Below are 19,889 nucleotides of genomic sequence, written 5' to 3'. Positions count from 1 at the left end.
AAAGTGTCCTTACCGCCCGTGAATACGTTTTAGATAACGGCCTTGCCAAAGGTTAATGGCAAACAACAATGACAGGGATGCCATCAAGATCACCGAGGCAATGGCACTCGCCGCTGGGAAATCAAACTCTTGCAAGCGAACAAAGATCATCAGCGACGTTATCTCGCTGACGTAGGGCATATTGCCAGCAATAAAAATCACCGCACCGAATTCACCCAGACTGCGGGTAAATGATAAGGCCACACCCACTAACAACGCCGGCTTGATGGTCGGCAGAATAATCCGCCAAAACACCGCACCGTCACTTGCCCCGAGCACAGTGCCCGCTTCTTCTTCCTCTTGGGAGATCTCTTCCAACACGGGTTGGACGGTACGTACCACAAACGGCAAGCTGGTAAACATCATGGCAATCACGATCCCAAGCGGCGTGTAGGCAACTTGGATACCGACGTTGGCAAGCACACTGCCTATCCAGCCGTTATTGGCGTACAGGGTGGCGAGCGTGACGCCGGCAACGGCGGTGGGCAGAGCAAACGGCAAATCAACCAGCGCATCGACGAAGCGTTTGCCTGCAAAGTCGTATCGCACCAGCACCCACGCAAAGAGTAGGCCAATCACACCATTTAATAATGAGGCAATCAGCGCCGCACCGGCCGTGACTTTATAACTGGCGACAATCCGTGGGTCAGTGATGGCGAACCAGTATTCTTGCCAACTCATTTGGCTGGTCTGCATGATAAGGCCGCTGGCCGGTAACAGCAGGATTAAGCTGATGAACAGCAAAGACACGCCCAAACTGATGCCAAACCCGGGCAGCACGCGCTGCTGACGTGCTGCCCAAGGTGTGGATTGGCGTTGATACGATAGCGATGGCATAGCGTCTCAATACCTAGAAAACATTAACGGCGTTGTAGTTGGTCGAGTTTTCCGCCACTGGCAAAGTGCGTTTTCATGGCCTCGTCCCAACCCCCTGCGATGGCTTCTACGGTCAGCAGTTCGACTTCAGGGAAACGATCGGCATTGTCTTTGACCACGTCAGGGTGATGGACGCGGTAGTTAAAATCGGCCAGTAAGCGTTGTGCTTTTTCGCTGTAAAGGTAAGACAAATACTCGGTCGCCAGCTTGGTAGTGCCGTTGCGTTTGGCGTTGCGCTCGACCACGGCGACGGGGAACTCGGCCAAAATCGAGGTTTTAGGCACCACAATATCGTATTTATCACTGCCATATTGCTGGCGGATATTATTGACCTCTGATTCAAAGGTGACCAGCACATCGCCAATTCCGCGTTCAACAAACGAGGTGGTTGCGCCGCGGCCGCCGGTATCAAACACCGCCACATTGGCGAGAAGCTGTTTCAAAAATTGGTCTTGCTGCTCGGTGTTATCTTTGCCGAATGCCTTTTGTGCATAACCGAGTGCGGCAAGATAGGTATATCGGGCGTTACCTGAGGTTTTTGGGTTTGGGAAGACAGAGGCTACGTCGTCCTTGGCTAAATCATCCCAATTTTCAATGTTCTTTGGGTTGCCCTTGCGCACCAAAAACGCGGTGGTGGAGTAGTACGGCGAGCTACTGTTGGGGAAATTCTCTTTCCAGTTTTTATCGATCAACTTGCCGCGATCGTACAACACCTGCACATCCGTGACTTGGTTGAAGGTGACCACATCCGCTTGCAGCCCTTGCATGATGGCGCGCGCCTGCGCCGAGGATCCACCGTGCGACTGCTTAATGGTCACCGATTCTCCGGTTTTTTCTTGCCAGTGCGCTGCAAACAGCGGATTGTAATCAGCAAAAAGCTCACGTGCGATATCGTAAGATGAATTCAAGAGGGTTTGCTCGGCGGCAGATACCGGCGCCGCGCTGGTGGCAAGCAAGGCCGAAAGAGCCAGAGTTTTGAATACCTTCATTGTTAAATCCTTGATGGCCGTTTGTTGCTGTTATCAGCAAAGAAAGTTGGGATAGGTCACAGAATAAAAGCAATTGAAGGGAATAAAAAACAGTTTAAATATAACCATTTTGTATATGTTAGTGAAAAAATGTCTGCGTGTCGTATCAAGCCTCCTTGTAGGATGTGGCGATAGACAGTCTCTTACGCGGTGTTGAGAGCATCCATCAGGCAGGCAATTCATGAAACATGAAGAGGTAAACAACGTGGCTGATTTCCCCACCCTTGAAGACTATGTGGGTCAGACCCCTTTGGTGCGCTTGCAGCGGTTAGCCGCAGAGACAGGCAGCACTGTTTTAGTTAAACTCGAGGGCAATAATCCGGCCGGTTCGGTGAAAGACAGACCCGCACTCAATATGATCGTGCAGGCAGAAGCGCGGGGTGATATCCAACCCGGCGATACCTTGATTGAAGCGACCAGTGGCAACACAGGGATCGCGCTGGCGATGGCGGCGGCGATTAAAGGTTATCGACTGATTTTAATCATGCCTGAAAACGCCACACAGGAGCGCAAAGATGCCATGCGAGCCTATGGCAGTGAGTTGATCCTCGTCTCTCAAGCCGCGGGGATGGAGGGCGCTCGCGATTTAGCTTTATCCATGCAAACACAGGGCAAGGGCAAAGTGTTGGATCAGTTCAATAACCCGGATAACTGGCGGGCGCATTTAACGGGTACGGGGCCAGAAATTTGGCAACAAAGCCAGCAACAAATCACCCACTTTATTGCCAGCATGGGCACCACAGGTACCATTGTGGGAACCTCAAAGTATCTAAAAACGCAAAATTCCGCGATTAAAACCATTGGTTTACAACCGACAGAGGGGAGCGCGATTCCTGGTATTCGCCGCTGGCCGGCTGAGTATTTACCGGGTATCTATACCGATGAAAATATTGATGAGGTGATAGATATTTCTGTGCAAGAGGCGAAAGAGACCGCGCGTGCCCTCGCCAGAGAAGAGGGTATTTGTGCAGGTGTTAGCTCGGGTGGTGCCGTGTTTGCTGCCCTGCAAGTCGCCAAAGCCGAACCCGGCTCTGTGGTGGTAGCCATTGTTTGCGATCGCGGCGATCGGTATTTGTCGTCGGGGTTGTTTTCTTCGTAATAGTCAGTCGGCATCTCATTCAATAGTATGAGCGCAATGGATGGCGCAATAAGCATCACACCATTCATTGATACAGTGGCTGCTTTGTTGGACGGTTTGGCAAACTAAGCATACAAAAAATAATTATTCATCCTATTGTTTAGTATAGTTTTTATTATTTACTTACATAATTGACACCTATCATGCTTGTTCATTAAAAAGTCTGACTGGTGTAACCATGGTGATTCGCTATGCTTTTTGGTATGGCGCGAATAGACGTCATTTAACATGTTCTCAAGCGCTCATGTGGATTGGCTAGCCACAGCAGATGAGAAGCGCAAGGAGCAAAAATATGGGCCTAGAGGTAATAGGGAGCCACCATGATGTTTAATCAAACAAAACGCTTGCTTGCCGAGAGTGAGAAAAATAGAGAGCATCTAGAGATCGAGCTAGATGCGATTAACGAAAGTGTTGCCACCATTACATTCTCAACAGATGGAACTGTCCTTAATTGCAATCAGTTGCTGTTGGATATTATCGGTTATGAGTCTGAAGAGGTTGTCGGGCAACATCACTCTGCGGTCTGTTTTCCTGAAACCTCGCAGTCTCAAGAATATCGAGATTTTTGGGCGCGGCTCGGTCAGGGTGAAAGACAAAAGGGAGTTGTCCGGCGCCGACATAAAAACGGTAACGAAATTTGGATGGATGCGACCTATTTTCCGGTTAAAGATAAGTCCGGAAAAGTGATTAAAGTCCGCAAAATCGCGTCGGACGTGACGCGGATCCACCAAGAAAAAGCCAAAAAAGAGGCGTTGTTTGTGGCGCTCGACCGTTCCATGGCGGCCATCATTTTTACCCCTCAAGGCAACATTATCCATGCTAACGACAACTTTTTAGCCACAGTGGGATATGAATTAGATGAAATCACGGGGCAACATCATCGCATGTTTTGCGACGCCGATTTTTATGAGAAAAACCCGGATTTCTGGGCAGAGCTAGAAAGTGGACAATTTAAAAGCGGGCAGTATCAACGTCGTGATAAATTTGGCAACGAAATCTGGTTAGAGGCCACCTATAATCCAATATTCGGTGATAGTGGGCGTGTTGAGAAAGTGGTGAAATTTGCTTCAAATATAACCACTAGCGTGCAGAAAAGCCATGCAGTCTCAGAAGCTGCTGAACTCGCCCACCATTCGTCAGCCGCGACACTTCAACATGTTGAGGATGGTAGTGCTTTGCTCAAAGAAGCGGTCGATATCACTAGCCATGTCACTGAGAAAATGCAATCAACGGCTGAGCAGCTCCATCAACTGACTGAGCATGCACAGAGCATTGAAGAGATTGTCACCACCATCAATCAAATTGCCGAACAAACCAACTTACTTGCCCTGAATGCGGCGATTGAAGCAGCACGAGCCGGCGAAATGGGTAGAGGGTTTGCCGTGGTTGCTGACGAGGTGAGAAGTTTAGCCAAACGCACCAGTGAATCGACAACGCAAATCGCAAATGTTGTCGATGAAAATAGAAAATTGACTCAGGGAGTGAGTGAGTCGATGGAAGAAGTCGTCGCAGAATCCGAACAGAGCCGAGAAAAGATTACGTCAGCGGAAGCCGTGATGCGTGATATTTATGCTGGTGCTGAGGAAGTCTCAGATACGGTTCAACGCCTCGCCAATTAGTATGGAAGAATAGCGCCCTACCAAAAGTAGATAATTAGGGCGCATAATCCCTTGCTAGATCTTTAAGCGTTTAATGGGGAGGATGCAGGTGGCCGCTGAAGGTAGGCGACAAAACGAATACTAACGAGCATGCTAACCATAAATAAAGCAATTGGGAGCGACCCTGAGCCAATGGCCGTGATTGCTGGGCCTGGACAAAGTCCAGCGAGTCCCCAGCCGGCGCCAAAGAGTAATGCGCCGCCGACGAGCTTTTTGTCAATCTTTCGCGTTTTAGGCAGGAAAAATTGATCGGCCATTAAGGGTTTTTTCTGCCGACGCACGGCCAAAAAGTAGCCGGGAACAAAAACCAGCAGCGCACCGCCCATCACAAATGCAAGGCTGGGGTCCCACTGGCCGAATACATCTAGAAAGCCAATCACCTTAGACGGGTTGGTCATGCCTGACACCATCATACCCACACCGAAGATAAAGCCTGAGAGTAGAGCAACAAGGCGGAACATAAGCGATAAACGTCCTTAAAGGTGTAAACGAACAAAAACAGTGACAAAGGCAGCACTCATAAAAGTAAGCGTTGCCACAATAGACCGTTTCGACAAGCGACCCATACCACAAATACCATGACCGCTGGTACAGCCGTTTCCGAGCGTTGTTCCTGCCCCGACCAATAATCCTGCGAGTACGGCAACCATAGGTGTTAATCCCGGTGTAAGGCTTGTGTAGTCGGGCAATTCGAAGCCAATGAATGGCATCAAGATACCAGCACTGACCATCCCCAGCAAAAACAACCCTCGCCATTGTGCCTCACGACCGCGTGATGACAACGCGCCTGACACTATACCGCTGATCCCCGCAATGCGACCATTCAAAGCTAATAGTGCCAGACAGGCTGTGCCCACAAGCATGCCACCAACTAAGGCTTCCCATGGAATTTGAAACGTCATGATTTTCCTTTCAGTGAGTCAAAACAGGTTACGATTAAATCAGACACGCAGCATACTGAGGTTTTAATATAAGTCAATACTAATTTAGTTTTTGAGTAAATAAATGGCGCGAGTGTTGGCTCTTGGGCTTCTCGACGTTCTAGCTCTCTATGTCATTCAACAAGGTGGCCAGTTCGTCAATACTTTGCACGGTACTTTCCACTAACTCACTAATCTGTTTACTCGACTGATGAGAGCTTTGGACTAACTGACGAACCTCATCGGGGACCACGGCAAAACCACGCCCAACCTCACCCGCGCGAGCAGCCTCTATGGCGGCGTTGAGTGCGAGTAAGTTAGTGCGCTCTGAAATGTTGTTGATGGTATCAATGATTTTCATGACCTCTTGGCTGGACTGAGAGACGGACTGCATTGATGTTTGTGTTTTTGCGACGGTTTTACGCGCGTACTGATATCGATACCGAACATGACATAATTGAGTATGTTGCCGGATAAATCTTTAAGTACACAGATTCTCGCATCAATCGCCAGTTGGTCATGTTGACCATCAAACTCGATCAACGCCGAAGCATACCCTTGTTTATCAATCGCTTCTTTTAATTCGTGAGTAATTTGATGATAAATAGAACGTGACGCCTCCTCACATGACTTGTCAACCTGCCCCAGCGCCTCTTCAAATAAGGGGTTCACGGAATCAAGTTTGCCAGTAGCGTCAATCTCCATAATGACGAGCGCGCCGCCAATAGCATCCAGTTTGCGGGTGAAATCTAAACAGGTTTGCTTGACTTGCGTAATATTGGCTTGTACGGATATAACATGGGTTAGTTGGTTTTGATTATCCCAAACGGGGTTTATCGATAAGGAGATCCAGTAGGGCTCTCCATTTTTATTATAATTCAATATTCCATCATAAAAGGGCTCATAACGAGCTAAATGATTGCGGATATCTTGTATGGTTTGGGGATCAGTATCTTGTCCTTGCAAAACATGCCCAGGCTTTTTCCCTTCCATTTCATTAAATGTATAGCCTGACATATCTTCATATCTTCGAAGCCGCGATTAACGTATACCACTTCACCTTTCGGGTTCGTCACCACTCGGTTTCGTTAGCGACCATGGACAGTAATCGCATTTCTTCTCGTCGTTGTACGGCATTAGTGACATCTTTTACGAATGCGGTATAGAGTGTCCGATTATCAAGACGCACCTTGGACAGTGAGAGTTGTCCCCAGAGACGATGGCCGTCTTTGTGTTCAATCTCAACTTCTCGACTGGTGCCAACAATTTTGTCTTCGCCGGTTTTGCGATTCTTATCGATATACGCATCATGGTTGGATTGAATTTCTAACGTCCGACGATACGATCCTCCCCGCCCTCTCTGTGTCGGTTAACATAACTATCATGATCAGCTTGCAGTTCGGTAGGGATCAGCATTGCCACGTTTTTACCTAGTACCTCGTTCGCGGCGTATCCCCATATATCCTCTGCGGCTTGATTAAAAAAGGTGATGTTATTGTGATGATCAATCGTGACAACGGCGATAATGGCTTGCTCAAATGCTTGTAAGTGAGTGTTAGAGCGACCTAGCATAGTTATCCTCTTGCTCAAAAAGGGAAATGAGACTCATTGGAGTGATGTCGCGACATCATGTACGATTTAATGACTAAAAGCCTTACAACTAATCATGACAATAGTTAAGGTATAAACAAGGTAGGGCAGATTTGCCAATAAACAAAAGCACGAGCGGGTGCTCGTGCTTTTTGACAGGGAGTATCTGAATGGTTAGGCGGTGGCGAATTTGTAGGTGCGATAGCCACCAATCAAGTTGCGGGCTTTAAAGCCATTGTTGACTAACTGGCGGTAGGCGACGTTGCCACGTAAACCGACTTGACAGTAAATCAAGATTTCTTTGTCTTTTGGCAGCTCATTAATGCGTCCGCGCAGCTCGTCGACCGGAATATGCACATCGCCTTCAATGTACTGGCCGTTTTCGCGCTCTGGCGCATTGCGCACATCCAGCAGTACTTGATCATCACGTAGTGTATCTAACTCGTGGTAATGAATTGCTTTTGCGTCACCCTTAATCAGGTTTGTCGCTACAAACGCCGCTTGGTTGATCACATCTTTGGCACTGCCGTAAGGTGGCGCGTAAGTCAACTCTAAGTGTTGAAGCTGCTCGACTGTCATACCAGCACGCTGCGCGACCGCCATGACATCAATGCGTTTATCAATGCCATCTTTGCCTACCGCTTGTGCGCCTAGAATAGCGCCCGTGTCGGGTGCAAATAACATTTTAAACGAGACAATTTCTGCGCCCGGGTAGTAACCCGCATGACTGGCAGCGTGAACATAGACTTTTTGATAATCAATGTTGGCCTGTTTAAGCTGCTTCTCATTTTGGCCCACCGAGGCAACGGCCAGCTCGAAAATCTTACAGATGGCGGTGCCTTGTGTGCCAAGATAATGCTCAGTGCTTCCTAGCATGTTGTCAGCGGCCATCCGCCCTTGACGGTTCGCCGGACCTGCCAGTGGCACTAACGTCGGTTTATGGGTCACAAAGTCGATTTCTTCCACTGCATCACCGACTGCGTAAATATCGGGGTCTTGGGTCTGCATGGTGCTGTTGACCACAATGCCGCCTTTTTCACCAATGGCAAGCCCCGCCTGTTGCGCCAGCGTGACTTCAGGCTTAACGCCAACCGCCATGATCAACAATTCAGTATGCAGCGTGTCACCATTATTTAGCATGAGGTTCAGTGAACCTTCTAGGTGTTGCGGCTCACTCGGCTCGCCGGCATCATCACTGGCGACATGCGTGGTGGGAATAAACTCGGCGGACTCCAGCGCTGTGCCTAGGCGTAAATCCACTCCTTGATCGCGAATGCTCTGGTGGGCAAAGCCGGCCATTTCGCGATCAACTGGCGTCATGACCTGATCGGCCATCTCCAATAGGGTGGTTTTAATCCCGCGTTGATGCAGCGCTTCCATCATCTCAAGGCCAATAAATCCTCCGCCAACGACAGTCGCATGGCTGGGGTTATTCATTTCAATGGTATGCAAAATCGCATCCATATCTGGAATATTGCGGAGCGAGTGGGTCAGCGGGTTATCTAAGCCAGGGATAGGCGGCATGATGGGGGCCGCACCTGGGCTTAACAACAACTTGTCGTAGCTTTCTTGATAATTGCTGCCATCGGCACGGGTGACGGTAACGGTTTTGGCTTCGCGATTAATCGCAGTGACTGTGCTGTTGATGCACACATCCACATTAAAGCGGGCGCGAAAACTATCTGGGGTTTGCAGCAAGAGTTTACTGCGATCGGTAATGTCACCGCCGACATGATAAGGCAAACCACAATTAGCGAACGAGACATACGGGCCACGTTCGAACATGATAATTTCGGCTTGTTCACTCAAACGGCGGGCGCGAGCGGCGGCAGAGGCGCCACCAGCGACGCCGCCAATAATTACGATTTTGGTCATCATGACTCCATCAAGCGTTGCTTAGTCCAAGTTTTTTCAGGAAAAAGGCAGCCGGACAAATCCCTGTAAACGCACTTTGGATCAGGTTTACGCCAATGAAGACGGTTAGCCAAACAAATTGGCTGTGAACTGTGAGGGTAAGCACGACAGAAAGTAGCACCATCATGCCAGCGATTACGCGTACGCCATTATCAATTGTCATAGCAAGACTCCTTTGCATCCTCTATACGATTACCCGACAGACCGAACCGCTTTGGCTCGAACGCCTTCAGTGTTTGTCGGCACTGGGATCACTCTAGAAGTTATATTTAGAAAAGTCTAATAATATTTAAACTAAATTAGAATTGACTAAATAAAATGCCGCGCTAAGCTATGAGTATTGGCGAGAGAGGAGTAGGCGATGGCAGAGTCAAGCGTGCGGTTTGAGGCAGAAAGCATACCTGACATGGACATTGTTGCCATGCGTGAGCAAGCGTCTTTGGTGGCGACCATGTTGAAAGTGATGGCCCATCCTGAGCGATTAATTGTGCTGTGCCAGCTTTTGGCCGGAGAGCGCTCCGTAGGGCAATTACTACAAGGATCGTCGCTCAGTCAGTCGGCGTTTTCCCAGCACCTTAGCGTGTTAAAGCGGCATCAACTGGTCAAGGTACGTAAGTCATCCCAGCAGGTGTTTTATCAGCTCAATGACCCCCACGTCGCGGCGATTATCGCCACCTTGCAGCGGATCTATTGTGCCTGATGTGTCTGAATCTGAGAGATCAGCACACATTCATTGCCCGTCGATGCGCTAAGTTAATTAACATTCAGCCATTTTACCTATCGTTTTCTTGTCGTTACTGACATCAGCCAAAGGATCGAATATGCGAGATGCCCAGCCACAAGGTCAGCTGATCACCCGAGTAATGAACAGCTTCTTCCCGCCTATCCTCATCGTGCTCGCACTGCTGGTCGGGGCGGCGGCGCTGTGGCTTACACCCAAAGAAGAAGATCCGCAAATCGTGGTGCCAATGGCAGATGTGGTGGTACAAGCGCCCGGTTTGAGTGCGCCACAAGTGGCAAAGCAGGTGACGCAGCCGCTCGAGAAAAAAGTCAGTCAAATTGATGGGGTGGAGTATGTTTATTCCACCACCCAAGCAGGCTCCGCGTTGGTCACGGTGCGCTTTTACGTGGGTGAAGATCGCGAGGCAGCCTTGGTGAAGCTTTATAACAAGCTGTACGCCAATCAAGCTGCGATCCCAGCTGCTGTGAGCGAATGGGCAATCAAGCCGGTGGAAATTGATGATGTGCCGATTGTGATTGCGGCGCTGCGTAGCGACAAACCGGACCAGCTCGACCATTATGCGCTGCGACGCATTGCCGAGCAGGCCACCTTGGATCTTAAAGCCCTTCCCGAAACCAATGCGGTGAAGGTAGTGGGCGGGGTGCCGCGGCAGGTATTGGTCACGCTCGATCCTGCGGCTATGGCTAGCTATCAGATCAGCGTGTCTGATCTGACTAATGCCTTTTCGCTAAGCCATCAAAAGCGAGATGTCGGGGATATTCAGCATCAGGGTGAGCGCTATGTATTAAAAACCGGCCAGTGGTATCAAAGCCTTGAGGAGATACGTCATTTAGTGGTGGCGGTGGTGAATGGCAAACCTGTGTACCTGCAGGATGTGGCCGAATTATCCGACGGTGCGCAAGAGTCCACCACAGATACCTGGATCCAATCGACCGATGATAGCCAGCCGCATCCAGCGGTGTTTCTCTCGGTGGCGAAGCAAAAAGGCTCGAACGCGGTGAGTGTGGCCGAGGATGTCACCGCCACGCTCAATCATCTGGTCGCCACGCAATTTCCTGAGGGCGTGAGCGTTGAGGTTATTCGCAATTACGGTCAAACCGCCGATGCCAAAGTAAAAAACTTGGTGTCCAGCCTCGGTATTGCGGTGCTCACCGTGGTGGTCTTTGTTGGTTTGTTCTTAAACTGGCGCAGTGCCTTAGTGGTAGCGATTGCGATCCCAATCAGTTATGGCGCGGCATTAGGGCTGGATTTAGCCTTTGGCTATTCGATTAACCGTGTCACCCTGTTTGCATTAATTTTGGCGTTGGGGCTGATTGTTGATGATCCGATTGCCAGTATCGACAACATTGAACGGCACCTGACTCATGATAATAAGCCGCGTGGACGCAAGATTGTGCTGGCGATGTTGGAAATCAAACGCGCATTGATCATGTCGACGGTGGCGATTGTGATTGTATTTACCCCGATGTTTTTTATCACCGGCATGATGGGGCCGTATATGGCGCCCCTTGCATTCAATGTGCCGGTCAGTGTGGTGATCAGTACCTTGGTAGCGTTTTTAGTCACCCCTTGGCTTGCCAAAAAAATTGTCCGCGCTTCCAATAAAGGTGATGACTATCGCATAGAGACCACGCCGCTGTACCGTGCCTACCGACGCGTGTTGCTGCCATTGCTCGAGAGTAATCGTCGCGCCAAAGCGTTTTTATGGCTAGTGGGCGTGTTGTTCGTCATCGCCGCCTTGCTGCCTGCTTTGCGCCTCGTGCCACTCAAACTCTTGCCGTATGACAATAAAAACGAGTTTCAGGTGGTACTGGATTTGCCGGAAACCGCCAATCATGTTGATACCTCCAACGTGCTGCGAGAGATGAACCGTTATCTACACACGCAAGCCGAGGTGGTGTCGGTATCCGGCTTTGCCGGGATCGCCTCACCGATGGATTTTAATGGCATGGTGCGCCATTACTTTACTCGTCATGCGCCTTACCAAGGTGAACTGCGGGTAGTGCTGGTGGATAAGCACCGGCGCACGTTGCAATCGCATGGCTTGGTCACGCGCATGCGTGATGAATTAGAAGCCATCGCAGCAAAATATGATGCCGAAGTGCAATTAGTGGAAATGCCGCCGGGGCCGCCGGTGCTGGCAACCATTGTCGCGGAAGTGTATGGCTCACCAAGCACGCCGTATTCAACCCTGCAAGCGCAAGCGACGCAGGTGGCCGAGCGATTAAAGCGTGAAGCCTTGGTGTCAGAAGTGAGCACCAGTATTCAAGGGCCTTTATCGAGCTGGCAGTTTGTCGTAGACCAAGAAAAAGCCGCCTTGTCAGGTGTTGCGGTGGCCGATATTAACCAAGCGCTCAGGGCCGCGAACCAAGGGGTTACACTGGCCCATTTGGCCGACGCCGATGAAATGGATCCTTTGCCCGTGAGGCTGCAACTTGCGCCAGATGCCCGTGATCAGCTTGATGCGCTGCTCGCCCTGCATGTACGTGGTCGAGCAGGGGTGGCGAAACAATCGGTTCAAGGTGCCTTGGTGGATGCGCCGCAGCCGCTGGTCGCGTTGAGTGAACTCGGCCATTTTGAGCGGCAACCGGTTGATCAGCCTATTTATCATAAGAATTTACGCCCCGTCGTGTATGTGTATGCCGAACCCACTGGAAGGGTACCGGGCGAGGTAGTCGCCGATATGATGGCTGATTTTAATCAACCTGAGTCGGACAGTACTCGCCCGCTATCAGCGCGTAGTTATCTAGATAATGGCGCGGGTGATGGTTGGCAAGTTGATGAGGGTATCGAGGTGGTATGGAGTGGTGAAGGAGAGTGGAAGATCACCATTGATGTCTTCCGTGATCTGGGGATTGCCTATGGTGCGGCACTGCTGGGCGTCTTTATAGTGATGCTGATACAAACCGGGCTACCGGCGGTGTCAGGCATTATTATGCTTGCAATTCCACTGACCGTGATTGGCATCATGCCAGGCTTTTGGTTGCTCAATGGTTTGAGCGGTCAGATCAGCGGCTATCCAAATCCGGCGCTGTTCACCGCCACCGCGATGATTGGCATGATTGCACTGGCGGGGATTGTGGTACGCAACTCACTGGTATTGATTGAGTTTATTCAACAGTCACTCGCTCAAGGTATGGCGCTGAGCGAAGCCTTAGTACAAGCGGGCGCGGTGCGAATGCGGCCTATTCTGCTCACCGCCGGCACCACCTTATTGGGGAATGTGATTATCACCCTCGACCCTATTTTCAATGGCTTAGCGTGGGCAATTATTTTCGGTATTGCTGCGTCTACCGTGTTTACCTTGCTGGTTGTGCCTGTGGTGTACAACCTTGCGTATCAAAATCACCCGACCCATGGCTTATCAGTAGAAGGAGAGGATGCATGAAGGCAAAAAAAGGCTTACTCGCACTGGTGCTAGGCACTGGGTTATTAACCCTGTTTTTGGTGATGGCTGGGGTGTTTACCTCGAATGTCGCGCCCGTCTCAACACCGACTGAGAGACCGAATGATGTTGAGACGCTGACGCTTAAAGCGGTCGAGCAGCCACAAACCCGCATTTTTTCCGGCCAGTTGGAGGCAAGACAGACGGCAACCTTAGCGGCGCGAATGACCGCAACCGTTGCGGAAGTGCTGGTTGATGTCGGCGACCGCGTTGAGCAAGGGGATGTGTTGCTGCGTTTGGATAATGCCGATCTCAGTGCCAAAGTCCGCCAAGTTCAACAAGCCTTGGCCTCGGCGCAATCGCAATTGAATACCGCGCGCAGTGACTACCGCCGCATGGAGACCTTGTTGGCGAAAAAGCTGGTGCCACAATCTCAATTCGATGAGGCGGAGAATCGCTTAAAAACGGCGCAGTCTGAATACCGTCGTGCCCTTGCTGCGGTGGATGAGGCTGAAACCCAATTTGGCTTTAGTCTGGTGCGAGCGCCGTTTTCAGGGTTGATCACGGATAAAATCATCAACCAAGGGGATACGGCGACACCGGGCGCGGCGCTGCTATCTCTGTATAATCCTGAAAGCATTGAAGCGACGGTCAATGTGGCGGAATCTGCGTTACCCTTTGTCGACATCGGTCAATCGTTGACGGTTACGCTCCCGACCTATGATAAAACCCTGACGGGCGTGGTGCGCACCGTGACACCGGCCGCCGATGCCACGTCACGCAGTTATCGTGTTGCCGTGACACTGCCAAACACGGAGGCGAGTGATACTTTGCTACCAGGAATGTTTGCAAAAGTGACCGTGTCACAAAAAGCCGAGCCAGTACTTTATCTACCGAGCAATGTGTATTATCAAATTGGACAACTTAACTATGTGAAGGTGCTCGATGCGGGTGAGGTGAGCACACGGCTGGTATCGCTCACACAGCAAGGACGCGTACGTAAGGGGTTAAAGCCTGGCGAAGTAGTTATATTGAATCCGTAAAAAATAAGTGATTCAGGTCGCGTTCTCGCAGATATCATCAATACTTAAGGTGAGTTTTCCTAAAAGGAGTTCACTATGAAAATAGCGACACTTTCTGCAACGGCAATCGCCGCGACAGCACTCACTGGCTCCCTACTATCCGGGCCAGCCCTCGCTTTAGAAACATCATCACTCAAAGCCTGTGGGGACGGTGCTGGTTGGCCACCATATACCTTTGAAAAAGGCGGACAAGTGCAAGGGTATGATGTTGACGTCCTTGACGCGATACTCGGCAAAGAAGGGATTGATGTTTCGGTCGAAATGCCTCCTTGGAAACGTTGTGTACTGCAGACGAAAGCGGGCAATTATGATATTGCGCTTAGTGCCTCCTACAGTGAAGAGCGGAACAAAGACTTTATTCTCAGCGAGTATTACTACACACTGCAGCCGAGCTACATCTATTCGACAAATCAGCACCCTAATGGCTTGAATATAAGCTCAGTGGACGATTTAAACGGCCTAAGAATGTGTGGTCTGCTTGGCTATAACTATACCGGCTTTGGTGTTGACGACAGTAAAGTCAGAAAATCAGCAAAAAGCTTTGATCAATTAGTGCAAAAAACAGAAGTAGGCCGCTGTGATGTCTTCTTGGCGCGTTATGAAATATTGGCGGGGTTTAAAGTGGCTAAAGGCACTGATTATCTCGCCGGTGGAATGCAAGCTGAACCTATTCCGGGAAACAGTGGTGATAAGTTCCATATGATGATCTCGCGTGAACATCCAGAAGCCATGGAAATAAAAGCCACGCTTGATGCCGGGGTTGAGTCAATGCGTAACGCCGGTGAATTACAGTCTATTCTCGATACTTATATTAAATAAATGTTTATTAACAACACAAAAAAGGGGTGGTGCTTCACCTCTTTTTCATTGTTGATAAATACTGTAGTAGAAAGACCAACAGACAGTCGTTTTAATAGTTGGGTGTAAACCCAGTCTATAGCACGAAAAAATGGTTTGCGCTCTCTTTCGATCAACCGATGGCGTTAATGGATAGCCCAGATGTGTTTTTCTCTGATTTTGCTTTGTACATATCTTGATCTGCCGAGGCCATCAGCTCATCTAAATCACGAGGGGACCGATGATTAAAGAGGGCACAGCCAATACTGAGCGATGGGTAGATATGATAGCGTTGCCATCGACATGCGGAGGCCTCGACCGTTTCTTTTAGGCTTTTTAGCACTTTGTTGACATCGCTAGGGTGTACATCTCGCAATACAACAATAAACTCGTCACCACCCATTCTTGCGACCAAGTCTGATGAGCGGGTGCTTTGGTTTAGCGCTGAGGCTACATGGCTAAGCAATGCATCGCCAGCTTCATGACCGTATGCGTCATTAACCTTCTTAAAATCATTTAAGTCGATATTGAGCAGCGCAAAGGACTCTTTTTTCTCTTGTGTGAGTGAATCAAGTTTTTCGATCGCGAACCGCCGGTTAGGAAGTTGGGTTAACTCGTCGACGAGTGCTTGTTTTTTCGCGATAAGAAAACTGCGATAGAAAAGTAATATCAGGCCATAAATAACGATAAATATGCCCGCGCTGATCACGTAAATCATGATACCTAGGCGCACGATTTCGGGCGAGCGTTTAAGTGTGTATTCGACGGCGAGAGACCATTCGCCGCTAGGTAAAGAAATCGGGACTGTAAAGTCGGCATTGACAGCTGTCGATTGGGAGCCATAAAAGTAAGCCAGTGTTTCACTGTTTTTGATGGCTACATTGGCGCCACTGAGATCGTATAATCCGACTTCACCGAGCATCTTGATATGGTCAATGACAACACTGACTCCTCCCCAGTAGTTCGACGTATCTGTCGGGGAGGAGAAGATAGGAAACCGTGCAATGATCGCTTGACCACCTTGAACGAGGTTAACGGGTCCGGCGATGTAAACGTCGCCAAGATTTCGCGCTTTTAATACCGCACGGTACTGGTCTGGACGAGAGCGAAAGTCTAATCCGATGGCAGCTTGGTTCCCTTCGAGAGGATACACATGACTGATAATATTATCGGGCGCTAAACCCACATTGCGGACATAATCTGCCTTGTCTAGGAGTTTTTGCGCCACACTGTCCCAATTGGCCATGGCGAATTCCGGATCAATGGTGACCACGGTCGCTAAGCTATCAGCGACATAGGTATCGTGATATATCGCCGCCTCAATCCGGGACCGTATCAAGGAGGCTTTACGATTAATGTCCTCTTGCTCTTCTTGGATGACTCGGTTGACGATAGTGTCGCCAATGAGAGCCGTCATGCCTAATGCAGCACCTAGGTACGCGAGCGTGAAAAGGATAAACCAAGTTTTAAGGCGGCGAGGTAAAACCATATTGCTCCAAGCTAAAAAAGGGGAAAAGAACCATTCTCTTCCCCTTAAGCAGATTCAATATTTCTGTATGCGATCAGTTTATGCCATATTTTTTCAGGATTTTTTCAAATGTACCATCTGCTTTTATCGTATTAAGCCCTTTATTGTAGGCATTGATAAACATCTGGCTATCGGGGTTGGCTTTGCCACTCGTGACATGTAAAGGGTTGGTTGAGAGCGCCTGGTCAGTAAAGGCAAACTGGTTACTATCAAGCCCCTCTTCCTGCATCACTGATTGGGCGACGAACTTGTCTTCCAAGGTCAGGTCAATACGGTCGGCGAGCAGCTTTTTCAAATTGGTTGCTAGGTTATTGACAACAGGTTTATCAAAATGCGTCGCCTCCAAAAACGCATCACCGTAGCCGTAATCGCGCACAATACCAACCACTTTTCCCTGTAAGTCATTTAAACTCGAGAACTGAAAAACGTCATCTGCACGTTTAATAAACGTTAGCTGATTGCTCATATAAGGGTTGCTGTAACGTAGGAACTCAGTGCGAGCTTCCGTGTGCCAAGTGGCGGGAAGCAAGTCGATATTCCCTTTGCTGACAGCATCGAGGGCGCGAGCCCATGGCATGTTTTTAAACTCGACTTCATAGCCTTGGGTGGCCATCGCAGCTTTGACAAGCTCGACAGAAATCCCCGGTCGATCGGGATCTGTGGTCACAAAGGGTGGCCACGGGTCTTGGGCCGCTGTCAGTGTTCTTGCCATCGCACTAGGCACCAGTAATAATATTGTCAAGATAACGGTAAACAGCTTTTTCATGTTCTCTCCTTGTTATTCCTTTGATTACGTTTTAAATTTCCCCATTTGTGCTTTGATGTCTTCACTTAGGGTAAGCACTTTGTCGGTGCGTGCTGCGTTTTCTTGTGCACCTTCAGTCACGTAATTGGTTGCTTCTGAAGCTTCATTGATTGCTTGACTCACTTCATCAATGGCTTGACGTTGCTCATCAGTGGCTTGCGAAATTTGTCCGCTACGCTCGGAAATATCCGTGATGGTCTCGCGCACCTGACTCACTGACTCTTGTGACTCTGAAACACGACCTGCTGTGCTCTCCAAAATACTACCAATGCGATTGATTTCTTTTTCTACCGACTCAGTCGCTTCACTCAACGACTTGATGTTGGATTGAATTTGCTCGGTGGATTCACTGGTTTTGACTGACAGACTGCGTACTTCGTCAGCCACCACCGCAAAGCCTCGGCCTTGCTCACCAGCGCGCGCCGCCTCAATCGCAGCGTTCAGCGCCAAGAGGTTGGTTTGTTCAGAGATATCATTGATGACGTTTACGACATCTGAGATTTTCTCACCTTCCTCAAGCAGTTTATGCATTTCAGCATTCACGTTCTCCATCTCTGAACGCATGTTGATGATTTCAGACGCGGAGCTCTCAATGGTGCCGTACACTTGGTTAACCAGATCCGTGGCACCCGCCGCACGGGTAGCCGCATCGTTCGCCGTATCCGCAACGGTAGCAATGGATTGATTCATCTGCGTAGCGGCGGCAGCAACGGTAGAGAGGCTTTGTTTCTGTTGCTCCAAGCGTTCCGCGTTCGTGCGCGCCATTTGCCCACTCTCTGCCGAAACCTCAGCGAGATTGATAGAAGCTTGGGTCACTTCATTGACAATTTCACGCAACGAAGCGGTGAAGTGGTTAATATGCTCGGTGATCTGGGCGAATTCTTTGTATTTCGGTGCTGGTATAACGGTAGAGAGATCGCCATCACCACTGGCGAGATCTCTGACGCGCCCAGTTAAATCGTTGAGCGGTTTAACGACGGTGGCAGTTAATGCCAAAATCAGGAACACAATCATCACAAGGTCGAGCACTAGCAGCTCAATGAGGCTTCGGGTGAGGGTCTCGGATAACTCCGCCTCGAGCCTGTCGGTGTTATAGAATACCTGAAGTGTCCCTACCTTGTTAGTTTCACCATACTCGGTAAATGAAAGCTCACTTTCTTCGTTGGGCATGGACTCGTACATCGACTTTTCGCCGTCGCCGATGTCTTTGGGCTGGCGTTGCCCCTCTTCATTGGGTGGCCCGAGGCGCAGAAAGACGATTGCCGATCCCTGATTATCGAGCACCCGAACGGCTTTGATATCGGGGGCTTTCAACTCGGCGGAAATCGACAGCTTGGCCGCTTCCAAATCGAAGTCCCAAATGGCTTTGGGCAAACTGAGATTCATACGATTGGTGGCATTTTCCACTGTGGTTTCAAGCGCGCTATTCAGTTCCTGTTTGGTATTTTGATAATCAATATAACTTGATATCCCTAATACCACAGAAACAGCAATAACCACTTGAGTGACAAATATTGCTTTTAGACTCTTAAACATAGCGCTACTCTTCCATTTACATTGTCATGCGACCTGACTGCGGCCACTTTCCCCTCGAGTGTTCATTATTCACCCAGGTGTTCTTTCATTACCTGTTCAATATTGATTTTCTTTAGTCCTTGATTGACGATGTCGCGCCATTTTTGCCCTTCGGCATTATCGGCAAACGCAATATAGAGTTTTTTATCAACCAATAGCTTTTTGTTCATTTGTAAATTGTCTTTAACGGCACTGAGAGCAGAGTCATTCTCTTTGAGATAGTCCAGCACATTGGCATCCACGACGGCTAGCGGGATACGTTCACGTCCTACTTTTTGTAAATTTTGTGTGTCACTGGTGACCGCAGACGACTTTAGTGTGCCATTCGCAATGCGCTCATCTAGTTCTGGTGTGTTGACATAGCCACGCACCACACCAATGGTATGTTGAGTAAGATCATCAAGGGTTGACCACTCGATAGGCCTATTGACGTTTTCAACGAACCCGAGCGGGCCTGTGCCTATGGGGTCAGAGAAGATCAGTTCGTCTGTTTCGTAGTGATATTCTGGGAAATAGCCAGCGTACTGCGCATCATTCTTGACCAAATACACGGTGCGCGACCACGGGTAAAATTCGACGTTAAGTTCGTGACCCATGGCTTGTACGGCCGCACGCACCACCGCAACGGATGCGCCCTGATTAGGCAAATTTTTGCCAGAATAAGGCGGCCATTCGAGCGATGGCATGGTGAGAGTATCGGCTCGAGCTGGTGTTGCTAGAAGAAGGGCCGAGAAAACGATGGCGAACAGATGCTTGAACATAATGACTCCAA

Annotated in this window: 19 protein-coding genes and 2 pseudogenes; 7 read left to right on the top strand and 14 right to left on the bottom strand. The window is 49.5% G+C overall.

The window, feature by feature from the left end; genetic code table 11:
* Positions 1-9: 9 nt before the first annotated feature.
* Together cysT and cysP are read right to left on the bottom strand one after the other, a co-directional pair.
* Positions 10-876, bottom strand: coding sequence for a sulfate ABC transporter permease subunit CysT (cysT, locus tag EHW56_RS04020; RefSeq protein ID WP_152798686.1), 867 nt, complete (start codon positions 874-876; stop codon positions 10-12).
* Positions 877-899: 23 nt separating this feature from the next.
* Positions 900-1,904, bottom strand: coding sequence for a thiosulfate ABC transporter substrate-binding protein CysP (cysP, locus tag EHW56_RS04015; RefSeq protein WP_152794142.1), 1,005 nt, complete (start codon positions 1,902-1,904; stop codon positions 900-902).
* A gap of 244 nt (positions 1,905-2,148) precedes the next feature.
* Here cysP and cysM point away from each other — a divergent pair, with 244 nt between their 5' ends.
* From cysM to EHW56_RS15655, 3 genes and pseudogenes are all read left to right on the top strand, one after another.
* Complete coding sequence (gene cysM / locus EHW56_RS04010; RefSeq protein ID WP_172969928.1) at positions 2,149-3,042, top strand: cysteine synthase CysM; 894 nt, start codon at positions 2,149-2,151, stop codon at positions 3,040-3,042.
* Positions 3,043-3,401: 359 nt separating this feature from the next.
* A pseudogene (locus tag EHW56_RS15660) lies at positions 3,402-4,160 on the top strand (PAS domain-containing protein); the annotation flags it as partial.
* A 141-nt stretch (positions 4,161-4,301) separates the two neighbouring features.
* Positions 4,302-4,700 carry a methyl-accepting chemotaxis protein gene (locus tag EHW56_RS15655; RefSeq protein ID WP_370517631.1) on the top strand — a complete coding sequence of 133 codons (399 nt, stop codon included), beginning with the start codon at positions 4,302-4,304 and terminating at the stop codon, positions 4,698-4,700.
* Between the two features lie 62 nt (positions 4,701-4,762).
* Here EHW56_RS15655 and EHW56_RS04000 read toward each other — a convergent pair whose 3' ends face one another.
* The 8 genes and pseudogenes from EHW56_RS04000 to EHW56_RS03970 form a co-directional block, all read right to left on the bottom strand.
* Positions 4,763-5,200, bottom strand: a complete 438-nt coding sequence (locus EHW56_RS04000; RefSeq protein WP_152794138.1) for a YeeE/YedE family protein — start codon at positions 5,198-5,200, stop codon at positions 4,763-4,765.
* A 15-nt stretch (positions 5,201-5,215) separates the two neighbouring features.
* Complete coding sequence (locus EHW56_RS03995) at positions 5,216-5,641, bottom strand: YeeE/YedE family protein (RefSeq protein ID WP_152794137.1); 426 nt, start codon at positions 5,639-5,641, stop codon at positions 5,216-5,218.
* A 139-nt stretch (positions 5,642-5,780) separates the two neighbouring features.
* Entirely contained in the window at positions 5,781-6,053 is a 273-nt protein-coding gene (locus EHW56_RS15400) for a methyl-accepting chemotaxis protein (RefSeq protein WP_152800400.1), read from the bottom strand.
* Positions 6,017-6,679: pseudogene (locus EHW56_RS15395) on the bottom strand (PAS domain-containing protein); the annotation flags it as partial. The pseudogene EHW56_RS15395 and the gene EHW56_RS15400, both read right to left, overlap by 37 nt.
* Before the next feature lie 52 nt (positions 6,680-6,731).
* Positions 6,732-6,926 (bottom strand): PAS domain S-box protein, encoded by a 195-nt coding sequence (locus EHW56_RS15650; protein WP_370517630.1) that lies wholly within the window; start codon positions 6,924-6,926, stop codon positions 6,732-6,734.
* Positions 6,927-6,985: 59 nt separating this feature from the next.
* On the bottom strand, positions 6,986-7,231 hold the full coding sequence (locus EHW56_RS15385; protein ID WP_216644443.1) for a PAS domain S-box protein: 246 nt from the start codon (positions 7,229-7,231) through the stop codon (positions 6,986-6,988).
* 192 nt (positions 7,232-7,423) lie between these two features.
* Complete coding sequence (locus EHW56_RS03975) at positions 7,424-9,124, bottom strand: FAD-dependent oxidoreductase (protein ID WP_152798682.1); 1,701 nt, start codon at positions 9,122-9,124, stop codon at positions 7,424-7,426.
* Between the two features lie 10 nt (positions 9,125-9,134).
* Positions 9,135-9,326: a DUF2892 domain-containing protein gene (locus EHW56_RS03970; RefSeq protein WP_077578356.1), complete on the bottom strand. Its 192-nt coding sequence runs from the start codon at positions 9,324-9,326 to the stop codon at positions 9,135-9,137.
* A 243-nt stretch (positions 9,327-9,569) separates the two neighbouring features.
* Here EHW56_RS03970 and EHW56_RS03965 point away from each other — a divergent pair, with 243 nt between their 5' ends.
* The 4 genes from EHW56_RS03965 to EHW56_RS03950 all read left to right on the top strand — a co-directional run bounded on the left by EHW56_RS03965 (position 9,570) and on the right by EHW56_RS03950 (position 15,191).
* A complete protein-coding gene (locus EHW56_RS03965) occupies positions 9,570-9,863 on the top strand; it encodes a metalloregulator ArsR/SmtB family transcription factor (RefSeq protein WP_152798864.1) in 294 nt (97 codons plus the stop codon).
* A 121-nt stretch (positions 9,864-9,984) separates the two neighbouring features.
* Entirely contained in the window at positions 9,985-13,293 is a 3,309-nt protein-coding gene (locus EHW56_RS03960) for an efflux RND transporter permease subunit (RefSeq protein ID WP_227486433.1), read from the top strand.
* Positions 13,290-14,333, top strand: coding sequence for an efflux RND transporter periplasmic adaptor subunit (locus tag EHW56_RS03955; protein WP_152794130.1), 1,044 nt, complete (start codon positions 13,290-13,292; stop codon positions 14,331-14,333). Before EHW56_RS03960 ends, EHW56_RS03955 begins: the two co-directional genes overlap by 4 nt.
* Before the next feature lie 75 nt (positions 14,334-14,408).
* Complete coding sequence (locus EHW56_RS03950) at positions 14,409-15,191, top strand: ABC transporter substrate-binding protein (protein WP_152798680.1); 783 nt, start codon at positions 14,409-14,411, stop codon at positions 15,189-15,191.
* A 151-nt stretch (positions 15,192-15,342) separates the two neighbouring features.
* Here the strand turns inward: EHW56_RS03950 and EHW56_RS03945 are convergent, their stop codons facing one another.
* From EHW56_RS03945 to EHW56_RS03930, 4 genes are all read right to left on the bottom strand, one after another.
* Positions 15,343-16,698 carry a diguanylate cyclase domain-containing protein gene (locus tag EHW56_RS03945; RefSeq protein ID WP_152798678.1) on the bottom strand — a complete coding sequence of 452 codons (1,356 nt, stop codon included), beginning with the start codon at positions 16,696-16,698 and terminating at the stop codon, positions 15,343-15,345.
* A 73-nt stretch (positions 16,699-16,771) separates the two neighbouring features.
* Complete coding sequence (locus EHW56_RS03940; RefSeq protein WP_152794124.1) at positions 16,772-17,503, bottom strand: ABC transporter substrate-binding protein; 732 nt, start codon at positions 17,501-17,503, stop codon at positions 16,772-16,774.
* Positions 17,504-17,527: 24 nt separating this feature from the next.
* The gene (locus tag EHW56_RS03935; RefSeq protein ID WP_152794122.1) at positions 17,528-19,078 is read right to left on the bottom strand and encodes a methyl-accepting chemotaxis protein; all 1,551 of its coding nucleotides are present in this window, start codon (positions 19,076-19,078) and stop codon (positions 17,528-17,530) included.
* Between the two features lie 65 nt (positions 19,079-19,143).
* A complete protein-coding gene (locus tag EHW56_RS03930) occupies positions 19,144-19,878 on the bottom strand; it encodes an ABC transporter substrate-binding protein (RefSeq protein ID WP_152798676.1) in 735 nt (244 codons plus the stop codon).
* Between the last annotated feature and the right edge of the window lie 11 nt (positions 19,879-19,889).

This window comes from Salinivibrio sp. VGrn1 (assembly GCF_009377995.1).
Taxonomy (GTDB): domain Bacteria; phylum Pseudomonadota; class Gammaproteobacteria; order Enterobacterales; family Vibrionaceae; genus Salinivibrio; species Salinivibrio siamensis.
This window is presented reverse-complemented; position numbering and strand designations above follow the sequence as displayed.